This is a genomic window from Pseudomonas sp. PvP009 (genome assembly GCF_017832995.1).
Classification (GTDB): domain Bacteria; phylum Pseudomonadota; class Gammaproteobacteria; order Pseudomonadales; family Pseudomonadaceae; genus Aquipseudomonas; species Aquipseudomonas syringae.
Map to the genome: position 1 here is coordinate 3,611,184 of NZ_JAFIBG010000001.1, position 17,111 is coordinate 3,628,294.

20 protein-coding genes are annotated in these 17,111 nt (G+C 57.9%); 7 read left to right on the forward strand and 13 right to left on the reverse strand.

The window, feature by feature from the left end:
* Positions 1–104 precede the first annotated feature (104 nt).
* Positions 105–524 carry a DUF4124 domain-containing protein gene (locus tag JOE29_RS15275; protein WP_074908223.1) on the forward strand — a complete coding sequence of 140 codons (420 nt, stop codon included), beginning with the start codon at positions 105–107 and terminating at the stop codon, positions 522–524.
* A gap of 1 nt (position 525) precedes the next feature.
* Here the strand turns inward: JOE29_RS15275 and JOE29_RS15280 are convergent, their stop codons facing one another.
* Positions 526–855 carry an EthD family reductase gene (locus tag JOE29_RS15280; RefSeq protein WP_003343170.1) on the reverse strand — a complete coding sequence of 110 codons (330 nt, stop codon included), beginning with the start codon at positions 853–855 and terminating at the stop codon, positions 526–528.
* 152 nt (positions 856–1,007) lie between these two features.
* Between JOE29_RS15280 and JOE29_RS15285 the strand changes: the two genes are divergently transcribed.
* The 3 genes from JOE29_RS15285 (at position 1,008) to JOE29_RS15295 (ending at position 3,211) form a co-directional block, all read left to right on the forward strand.
* A complete protein-coding gene (locus JOE29_RS15285; protein ID WP_003396701.1) occupies positions 1,008–1,301 on the forward strand; it encodes a DUF6388 family protein in 294 nt (97 codons plus the stop codon).
* A 125-nt stretch (positions 1,302–1,426) separates the two neighbouring features.
* Positions 1,427–2,116, forward strand: coding sequence for a crotonase/enoyl-CoA hydratase family protein (locus JOE29_RS15290; protein WP_122220080.1), 690 nt, complete (start codon positions 1,427–1,429; stop codon positions 2,114–2,116).
* Between the two features lie 123 nt (positions 2,117–2,239).
* Complete coding sequence (locus tag JOE29_RS15295) at positions 2,240–3,211, forward strand: magnesium and cobalt transport protein CorA (protein ID WP_003396697.1); 972 nt, start codon at positions 2,240–2,242, stop codon at positions 3,209–3,211.
* A gap of 63 nt (positions 3,212–3,274) precedes the next feature.
* Here the strand turns inward: JOE29_RS15295 and JOE29_RS15300 are convergent, their stop codons facing one another.
* The gene (locus JOE29_RS15300) at positions 3,275–4,003 is read right to left on the reverse strand and encodes an amidotransferase (protein ID WP_024665202.1); all 729 of its coding nucleotides are present in this window, start codon (positions 4,001–4,003) and stop codon (positions 3,275–3,277) included.
* A gap of 609 nt (positions 4,004–4,612) precedes the next feature.
* Between JOE29_RS15300 and JOE29_RS15305 the strand changes: the two genes are divergently transcribed.
* Positions 4,613–4,984 (forward strand): rhodanese-like domain-containing protein, encoded by a 372-nt coding sequence (locus JOE29_RS15305; RefSeq protein ID WP_003415870.1) that lies wholly within the window; start codon positions 4,613–4,615, stop codon positions 4,982–4,984.
* Between the two features lie 55 nt (positions 4,985–5,039).
* Here JOE29_RS15305 and JOE29_RS15310 read toward each other — a convergent pair whose 3' ends face one another.
* The 8 genes from JOE29_RS15310 to JOE29_RS15345 all read right to left on the reverse strand — a co-directional run bounded on the left by JOE29_RS15310 (position 5,040) and on the right by JOE29_RS15345 (position 13,332).
* A complete protein-coding gene (locus JOE29_RS15310; RefSeq protein WP_210079673.1) occupies positions 5,040–5,870 on the reverse strand; it encodes a transglutaminase family protein in 831 nt (276 codons plus the stop codon).
* Positions 5,867–6,826: an alpha-E domain-containing protein gene (locus JOE29_RS15315; RefSeq protein WP_003315113.1), complete on the reverse strand. Its 960-nt coding sequence runs from the start codon at positions 6,824–6,826 to the stop codon at positions 5,867–5,869. Before JOE29_RS15315 ends, JOE29_RS15310 begins: the two co-directional genes overlap by 4 nt.
* Positions 6,827–6,838: 12 nt before the next feature.
* The gene (locus JOE29_RS15320; RefSeq protein WP_004418420.1) at positions 6,839–8,248 is read right to left on the reverse strand and encodes a circularly permuted type 2 ATP-grasp protein; all 1,410 of its coding nucleotides are present in this window, start codon (positions 8,246–8,248) and stop codon (positions 6,839–6,841) included.
* A 464-nt stretch (positions 8,249–8,712) separates the two neighbouring features.
* Entirely contained in the window at positions 8,713–9,054 is a 342-nt protein-coding gene (locus JOE29_RS15325) for a ribonuclease E inhibitor RraB (protein ID WP_003315117.1), read from the reverse strand.
* A 247-nt stretch (positions 9,055–9,301) separates the two neighbouring features.
* Positions 9,302–9,538, reverse strand: a complete 237-nt coding sequence (locus JOE29_RS15330; protein WP_003315118.1) for a hypothetical protein — start codon at positions 9,536–9,538, stop codon at positions 9,302–9,304.
* Positions 9,539–9,728: 190 nt separating this feature from the next.
* Positions 9,729–11,816: an LTA synthase family protein gene (locus JOE29_RS15335; protein ID WP_210079674.1), complete on the reverse strand. Its 2,088-nt coding sequence runs from the start codon at positions 11,814–11,816 to the stop codon at positions 9,729–9,731.
* A gap of 263 nt (positions 11,817–12,079) precedes the next feature.
* Positions 12,080–12,940, reverse strand: coding sequence for a polyamine aminopropyltransferase (speE, locus tag JOE29_RS15340; RefSeq protein WP_003305106.1), 861 nt, complete (start codon positions 12,938–12,940; stop codon positions 12,080–12,082).
* A gap of 200 nt (positions 12,941–13,140) precedes the next feature.
* Positions 13,141–13,332, reverse strand: coding sequence for a PLDc N-terminal domain-containing protein (locus tag JOE29_RS15345; protein ID WP_003315122.1), 192 nt, complete (start codon positions 13,330–13,332; stop codon positions 13,141–13,143).
* Positions 13,333–13,488: 156 nt separating this feature from the next.
* On the opposite strand from JOE29_RS15345, the gene JOE29_RS15350 reads away from it, so the two are divergent.
* A complete protein-coding gene (locus JOE29_RS15350) occupies positions 13,489–14,415 on the forward strand; it encodes a ZIP family metal transporter (RefSeq protein ID WP_016567677.1) in 927 nt (308 codons plus the stop codon).
* Here JOE29_RS15350 and JOE29_RS15355 read toward each other — a convergent pair.
* Entirely contained in the window at positions 14,412–14,930 is a 519-nt protein-coding gene (locus JOE29_RS15355; protein WP_004418424.1) for a hypothetical protein, read from the reverse strand. The two genes, JOE29_RS15350 and JOE29_RS15355, sit on opposite strands and share 4 nt — an antisense overlap.
* 100 nt (positions 14,931–15,030) lie before the next feature.
* The gene (locus JOE29_RS15360; RefSeq protein ID WP_003396406.1) at positions 15,031–15,576 is read right to left on the reverse strand and encodes an ankyrin repeat domain-containing protein; all 546 of its coding nucleotides are present in this window, start codon (positions 15,574–15,576) and stop codon (positions 15,031–15,033) included.
* A gap of 346 nt (positions 15,577–15,922) precedes the next feature.
* Between JOE29_RS15360 and JOE29_RS15365 the strand changes: the two genes are divergently transcribed.
* Positions 15,923–16,201, forward strand: a complete 279-nt coding sequence (locus JOE29_RS15365) for a DUF3509 domain-containing protein (RefSeq protein WP_003315128.1) — start codon at positions 15,923–15,925, stop codon at positions 16,199–16,201.
* Positions 16,202–16,311: 110 nt separating this feature from the next.
* Here the strand turns inward: JOE29_RS15365 and JOE29_RS15370 are convergent, their stop codons facing one another.
* Positions 16,312–17,034, reverse strand: coding sequence for a LuxR family transcriptional regulator (locus tag JOE29_RS15370; protein WP_099314946.1), 723 nt, complete (start codon positions 17,032–17,034; stop codon positions 16,312–16,314).
* Between the last annotated feature and the right edge of the window lie 77 nt (positions 17,035–17,111).

Consider the following 17,111-nt stretch of genomic DNA (forward strand, 5'->3'; position numbering starts at 1 on the left):
AGCCGTGCGATGTGTCTGACGAACGGGCCTGGCAGAGGGATATGGCAGCGACAAAGAGCAAGTGGTAGCCTTGCGCCATGCTCGCGTCCAGTAGGGATAACCTCATGAAAAGGCTTTCAATAACGCTGTCGGTGCTCGCTTTGCTGGGCAGCGGCGCAGCGTACGGCGAGATCTTCAAATGCACATCACCCCAAGGCAAGGTGAGTTATGCATCGATCCCGTGTGATGAAAGCGCGCAAAGCGCACTGCAACGCAAAGGCCCAGCCTACATGCGGCACGCAGACGAGCCGCTGGACTACGTTCACAAGACCAACCTCAAGGCGACCGAATACCTGAAGGTCGGCGGTCGCACTCGAGTGCAGGTGATCGAGACCGAGCGCTACAAGGCCTTCCAGAGAAACCGCCCGCCTCCCCCGAACATTCCTTCGCAGTGCCAAAGCCCGCGTTACGACAGCCAATGTTTCGATCCATCGGGTGGAATGTCCTCGAAAAAACAGGCGGCCTTTCGGGATACCGCTCGATAACCTACTGAGCGGTTTTCACATCGGCACGCACTTCGCTGATCTGAATTTCAGGGATCAGGTCGGTGTAGTTGATGATATCGGCATTGATCTGCTTTGAATGCGGCCCCATGCCGGCTTCGAAGTCTTCAATGGAATCACAGTAAATGTGGCACATGCCGATATACACGGGGTCGGAACCTGGCGTTGCTCCGCCTATGCCGCGGTCCACGCTGTAGCCCTTGCAGTACTTGCCCATCAGCTCCTGCACCAGCGGCATGTGTCTGTCACGATAGTAATCGTGGTCGAAACGGGCACCCTCTTCATACGCATACAGCACGCTCACTTTGATCATAACGACAGGTTCCTCTTCAAATGATCGATAAATTCGTGCGGACAACCGTTTGCAAGTGCTGACATCAAAAGCCACCTCCCTCACAATCACGCGGTCTTGCCAGACTATTCAAAGAGACAGCCTGGCTATCGAAACGTTTGAGGCAAAACCATATGAATACACTTGAGTGGAACGAGGCCGCGCTGGCGAAATACCTCGCGACCCATCCGACCCTGAAGGATGAAATCAGCGCCTTGAGCCCCAAGGAGCAACAGCAGCAAGTGCAGTGGGCGTTCGAAGACGAGGCAGAGAGCCAGGGTATCGAGACCTGGGAGCTGGCCTTGGAGCTGATTGCCGAGTCGCCCGAACAATTGCAGAGCATGCGCCTGGAAGCACACCGCCAGGTCGCCGAAGCGCTGGGGATGGACTGGGAAGAATATTGCGGATTCAACGATATCCAGCCATGACGCGACGCGCAGTCGGCGCAAAATCAGCCATTGATCGGCACGCCATTCAGTGACCCGGCAGTCAGCGCTTTACCTGTTCCTTATGGATGAGTAACGTCTGCTCACTTCAATAAAGGAATCACGTCATGAGTGATCTGGTCTCGTACCATCTGGACGACGGTGTCGCCACGCTGACCCTGAACAACGGCAAGGTCAATGCCATTTCCCCGGACGTGATCGTTGCGTTCAACGCCGCACTGGACCAGGCCGAAAAGGATCGGGCCATCGTTATTCTCACCGGCCAGCCGGGCATTCTGTCGGGCGGTTACGACCTCAAGGTCATGACCTCCAGCGCCGAGGCCGCGATCGATCTGGTCGCACAGGGCTCGACGCTGGCGCGGCGCATGCTGTCGCACCCCTTCCCGATCATCGTCGCCTGCACCGGCCACGCGGTTGCCAAGGGTGCCTTCCTGCTGCTGTCTGCCGATTATCGAATCGGTGTCGCCGGGCCATTCAGTATCGGCTTGAACGAGGTGCAGATCGGCATGACCATGCACCACGCCGGCATAGAACTGGCGCGCGATCGCCTGCGCAAATCGGCGTTCAATCGCTCGGTGATCAACGCCGAGATGTTCGACCCTGAAGCAGCGATGGCCGCCGGTTTCCTCGACCGGGTGGTCAGCGTCGAGGAGCTGCAGAGCACCGCACTGGCCGTCGCCGGGCAGCTAAAGAAGATCAATATGAACGCGCACAAGAAGACCAAACTCAAGGTCAGAAAGGCCTTGCTCGACACGCTGGAGGCAGCGATCGAGCAGGATCGGCAGCACATGCTCTGATCCCCAACCGAAGCCCGTGTAGACGGGCTTTCGTTTATCGGCGAACTCATACGCGTTTGATCAATCTGATCAGCGACCGCGCATGTTTTTGCGCCACTGACAAATTGAAGAAGCGATAGCGCCATGGGCCGAGTTGTTGCAGCAGCGGTGTACACAAAGGGCAAAAAAGTCCGTGATATTACCCTCGATGAGGGCGCTGCCTGGGCAGCCAAGCCCGATCATTTCGTCTGGATAGGACTGGAGCAGCCCACCAACGCGGAGCTGACCAGCCTCAAGGAGCAGTTCAACCTGCATGAGCTGGCCCTTGAAGACGCGCTTGAGGTGCATAGCCGTCCGAAGCTGGAAACCTTTGGCGATGCACTGTTCATCGTGACTTACGCCCCCGTTCGCGACAACGGCAAGCTGCTGTTCATCGAAACCCATATCTTCGCCGGCAAGGGTTACATCATCACCTCGCGCAACGGTCACTCCAAGTCCTACGGGCTGGTGCGTCAGCGCTGCGAAGCCAGACCACTGCTGCTGGAGCATGGCGAAGACTTCGTGCTCTACGCGCTTCTGGACTTCGTGACCGAGAACTATCAGCCGGTGACCGAAGCCATCCACGCTGAGCTCGAGCAACTGGAGCAGAGCGTCATTGGTGGTTCGTTGCGCGAGTCCGACATCCAGCACATTCATGCTCTGCGCCGCGATCTGTTACGCATGCGCCGCTACGTAGCACCGATGGTGGAAGTGGGTGAGGAATTGCAGAAACTGAGTTTTCCGTTCATCGACAAGAACATGCGTCCTTACTTTCGCGATGTCGAAATTCACGTCAAGCGGCAGATGGAAGACCTGGGCAACCTGTGTGACATCGCCAGCCAGACAATCGAAATCGGCCTGCTGCTGGAGTCGTCGAGGCAAAGCATCGTGCAACGCAAGTTTGCCGGATGGGCCGCGATTCTGGCATTCCCGACGGCCATTGCCGGCATCTACGGCATGAATTTCGAGAACATGCCTGAACTCAAGTGGGAATACGGCTACTTCATCGTGCTGGGCGTCATTCTGGGCGGGTGTACGGCGCTGTTCGCCAGCTTCAAGCGCTCCGGCTGGCTCTAACCCCGCCACCGCATTCCCGTTCAAACAGTCCGCCGAGCCGATGACGATGAGTCATGCGTCGGGTCAGACGGACTGTTTTTCCGGCTTGTGCGCCACAAAGCGCATCATCCATTCCGCCACCGTCGCACCATGATGGTCGTGATCCAGGCTGGCGACACCCTGCTGGTAAATCTGCTCGCCCAGCGCTTCTTGGCGAAGGTCAAGCAAGGTGCGGGAAAAGTCATGAATGAACTCGGGATGCCCCTGGAAACAAAGCACCTGATCATTGATATGGTAGGCCGCAAACGGGCAGAACTCGCTGGACGCAAGCACCGTCGCGTTTTCGGGCAGCGCGGTGACCTGATCCTGATGGCTGATCAGCAGCGTGAGCTTTTCCATCGCCGGCGTCATCCACGGCCTGGCGGGGGCCAGTTGATAATGGTGAATGCCGACGCCCCACCCCTGCGCCGCACGCTCGGTCCTGCCGCCCAGCAGCAAGGCCAGTAACTGGTGACCGAAGCAGATGCCCAGCAGTTTTTCGCCGCGCTGATACAGCTCCAGCAGGTAGACCTTCAAGGTCTGAATCCACGGGTCGGTGCCAAATGAGTCGGCCTTGCTGCCGGTGACCAGGTAAGCATCGAACTGCTCGTCTGCAGGTGGATAGTCCCCTTGCACCACGTTGTAAACCGTCAGCTCTGCGGCGATGGGCTGGCGGGCGAAGAGTGTTTCAAACATCCGCCCATACCCATGGTATTGCTCGACCAGTTCAGGTCGCAGATTGTCGGTTTCCAGAATACAGATGCGTAAAGACATAAAAGTGACCCTGAAGCAGTAATGAGGCAATAGCGCACCGGCAGAGCCTGCCTTGAAGACCTCGGCAAATCAAGCAGCACCCCGGCCCGTTTCAGCCGTTTATTCCATGTAGGAAAATTCTGTCCCGGACGAACGGTGTATAGCTGACGGGCAAAGACGAAGCGTCTAGAAAAGGACTGTGCGTTCAGTGCCGCACCCGGTAATAACGTTCGCTTCTAGATAAACAAATTTAGATTCCCAACAGTTCTAAGCTGAACGGCACCTCGGCTCTATGGTTATATCTGTAACAGGAGGCGCGCAAAATCCTTTCAGCGCTCGGGCCAGCGGTCGAATGACCGGACCCACCTGTTCAATGCACAACCTTGCCAGCAGTCGATTATCTGTTTTGCAGATCGCGCCTGCTTCTGTCGCTCAGGAATAACAACAAAAGGCGGTCAGCCATGTTCAAGTACAAACACTCCAAAGTACGTCAGGCGGGATTGATCCTCTTCACCACTGCGCTGTTATTGATCGTGCCTAACCTGAATCGATTGTTTGGCTGATCCACGCGCTTTCGATCAACGTTCAACTGTGCCACTCTTTCCCTTCGCACTGAGGGAGGTTGAAGGTATGCGCCAATGGATTGCTGTTTGTGCACTTGTCAGCAGTTTCGCAGCACACGCGGGGATGGTCGATCAGGCTGCGGCCGTGGCAGCGCTGAAGGAAGGCAAGCTGGCGATGGATGTGCGTAGTCAGACCGACTATGACGCAGGCACGGTACTGAACGCCGTGCGCGTCGATGACCGACGGCTGGTCAATCAGATGAAACAGGTGCTCAACGACCGCAATGCGGTGTTCGTGATTTTCAGCAGCACGGACAGCAAGGCCGACAAGGCTCAGGACCAGCTCAGGGCTGCGGGCTACTTCAGCGTCATCAATGGCGGCAACTATGAAGAGCTGCACAACGCGCTCTACGACATCACCGACGACCCCGCCGAATAAGCAACGGCCGGGAACTTGAGCCCGGCCATTGCATGATGCACAGCCCAGTTACGCGTTACTGATGCTGCGCCTGGACCTGCACACGGGTTTTCACTTTCGGCGTGCCGGTCATGGGCGACACCACGACCTTGGCGTGCATATGCTCGGATCCGCCACCGCGCCGCATGCCGCGCACCGGACAGGCGTCCAGATAATCCAGCCCTACCGCCAGTTTCAAATGACGCTCGGGAATGGCCAACTGATTAGTGACATCGAAACTGTACCAGGCGTCGTCTATCCAGGCCTCGGCCCAAGCGTGGCTGGACAAGTGTTCGCTGTCTTCGCTGCACAGATAACCGGAGACATAACGAGCCGGCACCCCGAGGCTGCGGGCACAGGCCAGAAACGCGTGGGTATGGTCCTGACACACGCCCGAGCGTCCGGCGAAAGCCTGCGCGGCACTGGTGTCCACCTCGGTCGCGCCCTGGGTGTAGGTCATGTGCTGGTTGAGCGCCTGCATCAGGTCGATCAACCCGGTGCGGTCAGCTCGTTTGCGGCACTCCATCGCCGCAAAACTGCGAATCGCCTCGTCAGGCTCGGTCAGTCGGGTCACGCGCAAAAACGGCAACGCCGACTGGCTTTCGTGCTCGGCCTCGCGGGTCTCGTCGATCTCCACCTGCCCGCGCGCGCCGATGATGATCGATTCGTGCGGCTGTTCCAGGCTCAGAACATGCAGGATATTGCCAAACGGGTCTATCTGCGCACGCACCGGACGTGGCAACGTCAGCTGCCAGCTGAGCACTTGCTGACGCTCACTGTCGTGAGGTGTCAGGCGCAGATACTGGATACTCGAGCGCACCTGGTCATCGTAGTGATAGGTGGTCTCATGGCTTATCGAAAGTCTCATGCAGCCTCCAGATACGAAGTGTGAATGGCATCACCCAGTTGAGCCAGCATCGGAATGAATTCGTTCAACCACTCGTGCAGGCCTTCAGACAGAATCTCGTCGATGCTGGTGTAGCGTAATCTGGCGTCCATCTCGGCCGCCATGCGCTGTGCGGGTCGACCGTTGACGCCGGGCAGGCTGGCCAGAATGACGTCCATCTCCTCCAGACAAGCGCGTAGCGAGCGCGGAATATCGGCACGCAGCAGCAACAGTTCGGCAACCTGACGCGCGCCTGGCGCATCCCGATAGACCTCAGTGTAAGCCTCGAACGAGGACAGCGCGCGCAGCAAGGCGCTCCACTGGTAATACCCGGCCGCCGAGTTGTCTGCCGCAGCGTTGGCCTGTGGCCCACGCAATTCAAGCATTTCATAACGGGCATCGAGCATTCGCATCGTGTTGTCGGCGCGCTCGATGAACGTGCCCAGACGGATGAAGCGGAACGCATCGTTACGCATGATGGTGCCATAGGTCGCGCCACGGAACAGGTGCGAACGCTCCTTGACCCATTCGCAGAAACGGCTCATGCCGTAGCGGGTCAGGCCCTGCTGGGCGATGCCGCGAATCTCCAGCCAGGTGGAGTTGATGTTCTCCCACATGTCTGCGGTGATACGCCCGCGCACCGCGTGCGCACTGGCCCTCGCTGCGCCCAGGCAGCTGTAGATGCTCGCCGGGTTGGTGGCGTCCAGGGCAAAGAAATGCAGCATGCGTTCGGCGTGCAGCTCGCCATGACGCTCGATATAGGTTTCCAGCGTTCCGGTGATCAGCAACGGCATGGCTATTTCATCCAGCCCGTCGCCCCGCCCGTCCTGCGGCATCAGCGACAGCGAATAGCTCACGTCCAGCATTCGGGCGAGGTTCTCCGCTCGCTCCAGGTAACGCGACATCCAGAAAAGATCAGAGGCAGTTCTACTTAACATTGGCAGGCATCCTTAATCCTCGACCACCCAGGTGTCTTTGGTTCCGCCACCCTGTGACGAATTAACCACCAGCGAGCCTTCACGCAAGGCCACTCGGGTAAGCCCGCCAGGCACAACGCGGGTTTCACGACCGGACAGAACAAACGGGCGCAAATCGATATGTCGCGGGGCGATGCCGTTCTCGACAAAGGTCGGACAGGTCGACAGGCACAAGGTGGGTTGGGCGATGTACGCATGCGGCTTGGCCTTGAGGCGTGCACGGAAGGCTTCGATCTCGGCGGCGGTCGCTGCGGGACCGACCAGCATGCCGTAGCCACCGGAGCCCTGGGTTTCCTTGACGACCAGGTCGCCCAGGTTGGCCAGCACATGTGACAGCTCTTCAGGCTTGCGGCACTGCCAGGTCGGCACGTTCTTGAGAATCGGTTCTTCGTCCAGATAGAAACGAATCATGTCGGTGACGTAGGGATAAACCGACTTGTCATCCGCGACGCCGGTACCGATGGCATTGGCCAGGACCACGTTGCCGGATCGATAGGCAGACAGCAGCCCAGGGACGCCCAGCATCGAATCAGGGTTGAAGGCCAGAGGATCGAGAAATGCGTCATCGAGGCGACGATAGATCACGTCAACGGCTTTCGGGCCGTCGGTGGTGCGCATGAACACGCGGTCATCGCGAACAAACAGATCAGCACCTTCCACCAGTTCGACGCCCATCTCGCGAGCCAGAAACGCATGCTCGAAAAAGGCGCTGTTGAAGCGGCCAGGCGTCAGCACCACGACACTCGGGTTGTCCAGATGGCTGGAACTCTTGAGCGTGTCGAGCAACAGATTCGGGTAGTGATCGATTGGCGCAATGCGCTGCGCGGAAAACAGCTCCGGGAACAGGCGCATCATCATCTTGCGGTCTTCGAGCATATAGCTCACGCCGCTCGGGGTGCGCAGATTGTCTTCCAGCACGTAATAGGTGCCGTCACCGTCGCGCACCAGATCGACGCCGGAAATATGCGAGTACAAATCGCGGTGCAGATTAAGACCCTGCATTGCCAACTGGTACTGCTCGTTGGCCAGCACCTGTTCGGCGGGAATTATCCCGGCCTTGATAATCCGCTGGTCGTGATACAGATCGGCCAGAAACATGTTCAGCGCCTTGACGCGCTGAATGCAGCCACGCTCGACAACCCGCCATTCGCTGGCCGGGATGCTGCGCGGGATGGTATCGAAAGGGATAAGCCGCTCGGTGCCCTGCTCATCACCATAGAGGGTGAATGTGATCCCGGCACGGTGAAACAGCAGATCAGCTTCGCGCCTGCGTTGAGCCAAAAGCTCGGGAGGTGTATCACCCAGCCAGCGGGCGAACTCCCGATAGTGCGGACGGACTACGCCGGCCGCATCGTACATCTCGTCATAAAAGGTGCGGATCATGCCGTACTCCTTGTCACCATGGACACCAAGACCATCGCAAAGCCCGTGCCACCGGCATAAACGCTTTGATTTCAAAAGGTTAGGTAAACACTCGACGCTCTACGCACCATTCCTGTGCACTAAACGCCCAAGCCAATTCTTTTGCGCCTCATTCGGAAGCGTCATTCAACCGTGAAATCTATGATCAGCATAGTCAGAGTTGATTTCCGCCAACGGCATTAGTTCGCCACACTCCACAGCAACCGAGCAAACAGGGCGCCAAACGCCGATTTTGCCCTAAACGATATTTTGTCCAGCAAGCCAAAAATGCCTGCGGATTTTAAACAGACTTCCCTTTGCGCCACTCGTTTGAGTGGCTTTTTTTTGACCACTGCTTATGAACCAGGCCCAGAAACAGAACCGGCCGATGCGGAACGTATCCCGAATCAGCCGGTGTTGGTGTAGTGCCTGACAATCCGCAGCCATCAAGCGTGCAGTCTTCTGATCTCCTGAGTAACGCCCCATCCCTCGACTTCGCCGTCCATAGGTGAAATGACCGTCTGGAAGTCCTGCTCGAAGTCACCAATGCCGTCATAGGTGGCGTACATGACTTTGCTCAATTGAAGATGCCAATGACCGTCATCACGTACGTTTACCTGGGTGTTGAGGGATTCGCCGCGAAATTGCTCTGCGGCCTGCCGTGCCCGCTCCTCGTCCGGGAAGATGGCGTAGAACTCGATGGGATAGATTCGCGCGAAGTCAAAACCGCCTTCTTTCATGCGGCGCAGTACGTTACTGCTGATGTCCTCTTGATAGGCTGTGCTCATGAAACGTCCTCCTATGCAACGATAGATAGAGTTTCAACTCTTCCTGAGCGACCGCCGAGTCTTCGGAGGGCGCCTCGCGACAGATAATCCGACGCGGGGAATCAAGCATGTAGCTGACCGGACCAGGCTTGGCACCGGTCGGGTATCGAGATGTCAGAGGCTGCCTGAACAGCCTCATCTGCAGAGTAGCCCCATCGTGGGCCGGATGCCAAGTGGTTGCCACTAAAAGGTTTTTGATCAGCGCAGATCAGGCGACTTCTGTAATGGAAATGATCTGCACACTGTTATGGTCCTTGAGCGTCTTCACGGTAGGATCTTCAGTACGCCCATCAAGATCATTCAGATTCAGCTCGTCGGTAACTGGGTAGAGATCCTTGCGCAGGAAACGCGCCGCCTCCTCCTCACTCGGACGCTCATCAAAACCAGCCTCGCGGTGCTGCTGCACACCATCCTTGTCCAGATACGAAATGGCCCACTGTTTCATCAATGCCTCCCATACGAAGCCAGGCACTCTGGCTTATGTGATCTGGACCTTTTGGCCCGTGTATTCGTTCAACCGATTACGCCGCAGGACCAGGCATTTCGGGCAAAAAAAAGACCCTCGCAGTCAATGCCGAGGGCCCTTGTCGCTTGACTGAACAGACTCGCCGGTCGCCCGGACGAGTCGGTTGTCATCAGTTGCGGTTCTTGCTGGCTTCTACACCTGCCGTGTTATCCAGAAGGCTCTTGGTGGCCGTCTGCAGGAAGCTTTCCAGCTTGCGCTTGAGCTCCTGCGTGTCGGGCGCATCAGGCACTTCTTCGGCATGCGGCTTGGCGCCAAGGGTGTAGGTCAACAACTTGGCAGGCATCTCGGTCGGCTCGATCAGGATACGGTTGCCGCTGATGATAGCGACCACCTGCTCACTGCCCGACGGCTTGATCACACCGAAGCCCTTGTCACCCTCAGGCAGGTTCAGCAGATCGCGGCCCCAGCACTGGTTGCGGTTCAGGCCACCCAGACGTCCCATGATGGTCGGCACGACGTCGACCTGCGTCCCCACGATGCTGCTGCGCTGACCGAACTTCTCCTGCACACCAGGGCCGATCAACAGCAGAGGCACGTTGAAACGGCCCAGGTCCATTTCGGTCAGTTGCTTGTCGTTACCGAAACCATGGTCGCCCAGCACCACGAACAGCGTGTTCTTGTAGTAAGGCTCTTTTTTGGCCTTCTCGAAGAACTGGCCCAGCGCCCAGTCGGCATAACGCATGGCGGTCAAATGCTCGTCCAGCGAGCCGTGCCCGGTGACGCGCTCGACCGGCAGAGGATCCGGCAGCGCATACGGCGTGTGGTTGGACAGGGTCTGCAGCAAGGCATAGAACGGCTTGCCGTCCTGACGGGCCTTGAGCTCCTGCGCGCCACGGTCGAACATGTCCTGGTCGGAAACACCCCAGGTCGGATCGGAGAACACCGGGTTGACGAAGTCTTCACGGCCGACGAAGTTGGTCATGCCCTGGTTGCTGAAGAAACCCGACTGGTTGTCCCAGGCAAAGTTGCCGTTATAGACGTAGACGTCGTCGTAGTTGCGACCCGTGCTCAGCAATTGCGGAAGCCCCGACAGCTTGTGGCTGCCTTCCGGCGTCTGCATCAGGTACTCGAAGCCCGGCAGGTTCGGGAAACACGCCATGGTGGCGAACATGCCCTGGTGGGTGTGGGTACCGTTGGAGAAGAAGTGATCGAACAACAGGCCTTCCTTGGACAACTTGTCGAAGTACGGCGTGATATTGGCATCGTTGCCCAGGGCGCCCACCGAGTGACCGGCGAAGCTTTCCATCAGGATCACGACCACATTGCGGATCGGCAAGGTGTTCTCTACCGGCGGCGTGAAGTCGCGACGCACAGCGGCAATATCCGGCTCGACCAGCTTGTCATTCGGGGTCAGCAGCATGTCGCGCACGGTCTGCTGGGCCTCGTTCTGTGGCAGCGTGGCTTTCCAGATGTTGTCGCGATCTTCGGACATACGGCTCTTGGCCGCAGTGATGAGCGTCAGTGTGCCGTTGAGGCCCAACTGGTTGGCGAAGTTGGAGTCAGTGGTGTAAGCGTCGCCCCAGCGCAGCGGCGGGCCTTGACGCAGAGTGCCACGGATGCAGACCACCATGACCAGCAACACCAGAACGAACACCCCGGCGCGCACATACCACGGCGCAACAGAGCGAGTGGCCTCCGGGCTGGTTTTTGCAGCGACACGTGGACGGGTTGCACGGTCAATGCCCTTGAACACCAGGCTCAGCAGCCAGGTCACCAAGGCCCATGCCAGCAGGTAACGGACCACCGGAAAACCGTACCAGAGCATGCTCAGAACAGTCTTTGGGTCTTCCTTGACGTATTGAAACACCAGACCGTTCAGGCGCTGGTGAAACTCACGGTAGAAGTCCATTTCCATCAAGCCGAAGAACAGCGTGATGCTGCCAACCAGCGTCAGCCAGAAACGGAAAAACCCGCGTGCCGCCATGGCGCGTGCGCTGAACAGCGACAGCACCAGCGGAATGAGCAGGTACACGGTCAGGCGCAGGTCGAAGCGCGTACCGTTGAACAGTGCTTCAAGGAACGTCGAGGCAGGCGTGTCGCCAATCATCTCGCGGTTGTAGACCAGCAGACCGATACGCAACAGCGTGTACATCACCATCAGGGCGAAGCCGCTGAGCAGGATGTACGCCAGATGCGATTTGACAGTGGGGTTTTGCAGGCGGGCTTGCCGATGAATCTGGGCGTCCGTTTTGGCCATGGTTGTCAGGATCCGGTGGATTCAGGGGTAGGTTCAGAGTGCAGCGCCACCCTCCTCTTGAAGGAGACGGCGCGCGACAGGGCGCAGATATTACTTGATTGCGGGTCGCCAGGGGCCAGCTCGGCCGATGAAGACGCGTGCCTGTTCAGCTTCGCGCGCAATTTTGTGACAGAACGTGTGAAATTTCTGTCGCGAATTAAGCGCTTATAAAGCCTTACAGGCCACGCTCGAGAAAATCCGACTCGCGAAGCCGGACCGACTCATCAGGCGTTGCTGGCCTTGCCTACGGCCTGCAGGACGTACTGCGGCAAGGCGAACGCACCGATGTGGACTTCCGGATTGTAATAACGCGTAACAATACCGCTGCCTGAGAAACGCTGACGCAGGGTTTCCAGCGGCAGTTTGCGATAGCTCTTGTTGGTTGAGCCCCAGGCGAAGGTCATTGCTCCGCCGATGTAAGTAGGGATCGCAGCGTGATAGAAATGCCAGTCGGCAAACAGACCGTTCATGCGCCCGGCTGTGGTCTGCACGCCACTCAACTGCATGAAAGGCGTGCCGTTCTGGGTGACCAGAATGCCGCCTTCATTGAGGCAGCGATGGCAGGCCTGATAAAAGTTTTCCGAGAACAGGACTTCACCCGGGCCGATCGGATCGGTGGAGTCGGAGATGATCACGTCGAACTTCTCTTCGGTGGTCGCGACGAAGCGCATGCCATCGTCGATGACCAGGTTCAAACGTGAATCGTCGAAGGCACCGCTGGAATGATTGGGCAGATATTCCTTGCACATCTCGACCACGGTCGCATCGATCTCGACCATGGTGATATGTTCGACGCTCATGTGCTTGGCGACTTCACGCAGCATGCCGCCGTCGCCACCGCCGATGATCAGCACACGCTTGGCTGCACCGTGCGCCAGAATCGGCACATGGGTGAGCATTTCGTGGTAGATGAATTCGTCCGCTTCGGTGGTCTGAATGACGCCGTCCAGCGCCATGACACGGCCCATGCGCGGGTTCTGGAAGATCACAAGATGCTGGTGATCGGTACGTACTTCGTGAAGCATTTTTTCAATACGAAAGCGTTGGCCGTAGCCTTCGTATAACGTTTCCTGATAATCGCTCATGGGTAAGCTCCCGCTGGGTACTGATGACAGGACGGCCGACCGCCCACAACAAAGGCGCGCATTCTACGTCGAGGAACATGACAGGTCGAACCTCTATGCAGCTTAGCGTGTCACTGCCGCCGCGAATGCCCGGCGCATGAAACGAAAAACGCCTGATTACCCAGGGTAATCAAGCGTTGTTTGCCCAGCGTATGGACGTATCACATACGTACGTTGCCACGCGGCCCGAGGATTGCCCAGATGATCAGGCCCACCACAGGAAGCAGTACGATCAGCAATACCCAGAGGATTTTCTTGCCGGTCTCGGCACCGCTTTTCAAGACGTTGATGATGGCCCAGATATCGAGCGCCAGAATGATCAAGCCGACCAGGCCGTTGAAGCTAGAACCCATGGTGTTGCCCCTAAATTGAATGCTTACCCTCCTAGGATAGTCGCGCCGTTCGGGGGTTCCGTTGAACCAACCTTATATTCTCGGGCTCCCAGACGGGGTCGACTTTGTATTTCAGTCACCATTGCTTTCTCCCCCTTTACAAAGGTAGCCCTATCAATGCCTACGCCCGCATCATCCCGAACGCCCTGGGCGGCCTGGTTAAACCAGCTTCAGGGCAGCCCGCTGGTAAGCCTGGGCTTCGCCCTCGCCCTGCTGATCGTCGTCGGCCTGGGTGGCATCAGTCTTTACAACGCTTTCTATGGCACCAGTCAGGTCAACTTCAATCACGCCTTGCTGGGCGGTATCGCGGGCTTTCTAGCGACGGCGCTAGGCGCAGTAATGGCGGTTGCACTGCGCAATGTTTCGCAACGCGCTCAGGACATCATGCTCGGGTTTGCCGCCGGGATGATGCTGGCGGCCAGCTCGTTCTCGCTGATTCTTCCAGGCCTGGAAGCCGCCCGGGACATTACCGACAGCGGGCCGTGGGCCGCTGCGACGGTTGTCGCCGGTCTGGGGCTGGGTGTGCTGCTGATGCTGGGGCTGGACAAGTTCACCCCGCACGAGCATGAAAGCGTAGGCCGCCAGGGACCTCATTCGGAACGGATCAGCCGGGTCTGGCTGTTCGTGCTGGCGATCACCCTGCACAACCTGCCTGAGGGCATGGCGATTGGCGTCAGTTTCGCCAGCGGCGACATGAATGTCGGCCTGCCATTGACCACCGCCATCGCCATTCAGGACATTCCCGAAGGTCTGGCCATTGCGCTGGCCCTGCGTGCGACCGGCCTGTCGGCCTTCAAGGCGATGCTGGTGGCCATCGGTTCCGGCCTCATGGAGCCACTGGGCTCACTGGTGGGCCTGGGTATCTCCAGTGGCTTTGCCATCGCCTACCCGCTGAGCATGGGGCTGGCGGCAGGCGCGATGATCTTCGTGGTGTCCCATGAAGTCATCCCGGAAACCCACCGCAATGGCCATCAGACCTCGGCAACTCTGGGCCTGATGGGCGGGTTTGCGGTGATGATGTTTCTCGATACGGCGCTGGGTTAACCGCGCAGTGCTTGCAGTGCAGGTGCGGCATGGATGCCGGCCGATGCTGCCAGCTCGACTACGCGCGCTTCGTCACAACCGTATACCAGCACCGCTTGCAACTCATCATCCAGTGGCTGGCTGAAGTTCATCAGCACATAGCCGCCCATCTCCTTGTTCATGCTGCTCAACTGAATCTGAATGCGATTGAGCGCAACCAGCGGCTCGACCTTGGCCAGCTGCTTGGGCTTGATGTTGAAGGTCACGTCCTTGCCAAACGACTGAACGATCTGCTCGAACAGGTCCATGTAGCTGTCGGCCTGGAACAGAACGGTTTCCGGCAGGCTGCCCACCACGACCCACTCGCCCAGCGGGATCGGGAATGTATCGTCGTAGTTGATATCAGGGTTGGCGGCCAGAAATGCCTGCGGATCGGCATACGCCTGCGCGGCTTCATCGGCGATATGCACGATTTCATCGTCGCCCATGCAGCCGGAGCTGACTTTGCTGATTAATTCGACCAGTGAGTCTTTCATGGGGGCGATCCTGATAGCGGGCAAAAAAAGAGGCGCGAAGGATAACGGTAAATCCATCGCGCCTCTATGTGTTCATGCCTTGCTGTCAGTGCACTCGCTGTCAGGACCGGGCTGGCTGCACGCCCATTTTGGTCAACTGCTCGATGGTGACGGTCGCGCCCATTGCCTGAGCGGCGCCCAGTGCAGTGATGCCCTTGGCATCGGTGGCATGCGGGTCTGCGCCCTGACTGATCAGGTAATCGACTATCTCATTGCGGTTGAACATCGCCGCCATCATCAATGCTGTACGGCCATCAGCAGAGGCACCGTCTATATCGGCGCCCGCCTCGACCAGCAACCTGACCACTGCCAAATCGCCCTTGAACGCTGCGCCGGCGATGGGACTCTGGCCGTTATCGTTGCGGATTTCAGGATCAGCCTTGTGGTTCAGCAGCACACGGACCGCATCCGCCTGGCAGTGGTAGCTGGCCAGCATCAGCAGCGTATCGCCCTTGTGGTTGCGCAGATCTGCGGGCACGCCCTTTTCAAGCAGACGGTCCAGCATGACGGCATTTCCCTGGCGAGCCACATCGAATACCTGCTCGGCGAACTCGGCGGCTTCGTCTTCAGTCATGGTTTTCGAGGCGCTGATATCTGTATCGGTCATTAACTACTCCTTGGCGCACGTTACTCCGGACATATGTTGACCCGGCACTGATAAACACACTGACCTCAACTCTCGCCAGCTGTTCGATCAGCATCGATCCGGATGCGCAATGCCTGCTCTTGATCGCCAGAAGCTATGCAATCCCCCTTCTGCCCGATCCCCATCGTGCAAGAAACGGCAAAATGCAGGGCGCACGACGGGTGTTCATGCAAAATGCACGAAGCCTGAAAATAGAAAATATTTCAAACTATTGATTTTAAAGGGTTTAATTTAAGAGAAAGTCTGGCACAGACACTGCAATAGTACTTGCAAGCTTGTTATCCCATGAGCAATGGAGCCGCCTCACATGACTTTTATTCAAGAAAAATTCGCTTCCGTATTCTCCGACTACACCGTCACCACTCAGCCGCGTCCTGATGGTGGTGTTCTGTTGTCACTGCGTACTCAGGATGGTAAGCAGATCCGTCGCTCAGTCTCTTATGCTCAGCTGCACACTCCGGTTCAACTGGAATGGGTAATCAGCGCTATTCGCCGCGATCTGGCTGCACAAGCCAGCGAGCTGCCAGCTATCTCGATGCTGCAAAGCCAGCACCGTTTTGATCTGCCGACGTACCACACACGTTGATTTGCCCGCCACCCTGATGGGTGGCATCCGCTGTACGCTCTCTCATCCCTTGTTTACCGCGATTACACTTTGTTCTCGCGGCTTTTTTTTGCCTGCGTTTTCCTGGTCGGCTACCTGATCAGCCCCCGACAAAGTGCTTCGCCCACCGCCTGTGCCCTGTTGGCAACGCCCAGCTTGGAGTAGATGGTCTTGAGGTGATACTTCACCGTCGACTCCGACACGTCGCGGATCATCGAGATCTCCCAGGCCGTCTTTCCATCCCTGGCCCACTGCAATACTTCCAGCTCACGATGGGTCAGACCGCGTGAACAGAACTTTAGACCCCGCGCGACACTGTGCAGCACCGGCATGAGACTGCTCATGAGGTACTTTTGTTCAGCGCTGATGGGCCGCTCCACTTCGCCCAGGGTACACACCGATGTCACGCTGTCGGCACCACGACAATGATTGGTGTAGCCGTAGGAGATGGCCGGAAGCAGTTCACAGGTATCGACGAGCGCGTCATAAAAGGCGGATACCGGGTATTGCCTGAACGCATCCTGCCAGTTAAGGAAGCCCAGTTGATTGCGATAACAACGGATTACCGGGTCCTGCATGATCAGATCGTGCTGACGGTAGGCATCGCCCCACGCTTCGTCGACGTTGGAGGTGATGAACGTCAGCAACAGCGGCCCCTTGAACTGAAAGAACATCGCGCGCTCGCTGTTGCATTCGCGCCGTAACCACTCGAGTGCGTTTTCGATGGCGGCCTGCCCATCGAGCTCGGTAATCGTGCTCACCATCTGCTGTATCAATAAGTCCCTGGTTGCGCTTTCTGTCATGGCACTGCCCATCGCTGCCGCTCCTTCTTCGCCGGGAAATCGGTACAGGTGTTGACCGTGACCCCGTTGACGATGGCGCAGAACTTACA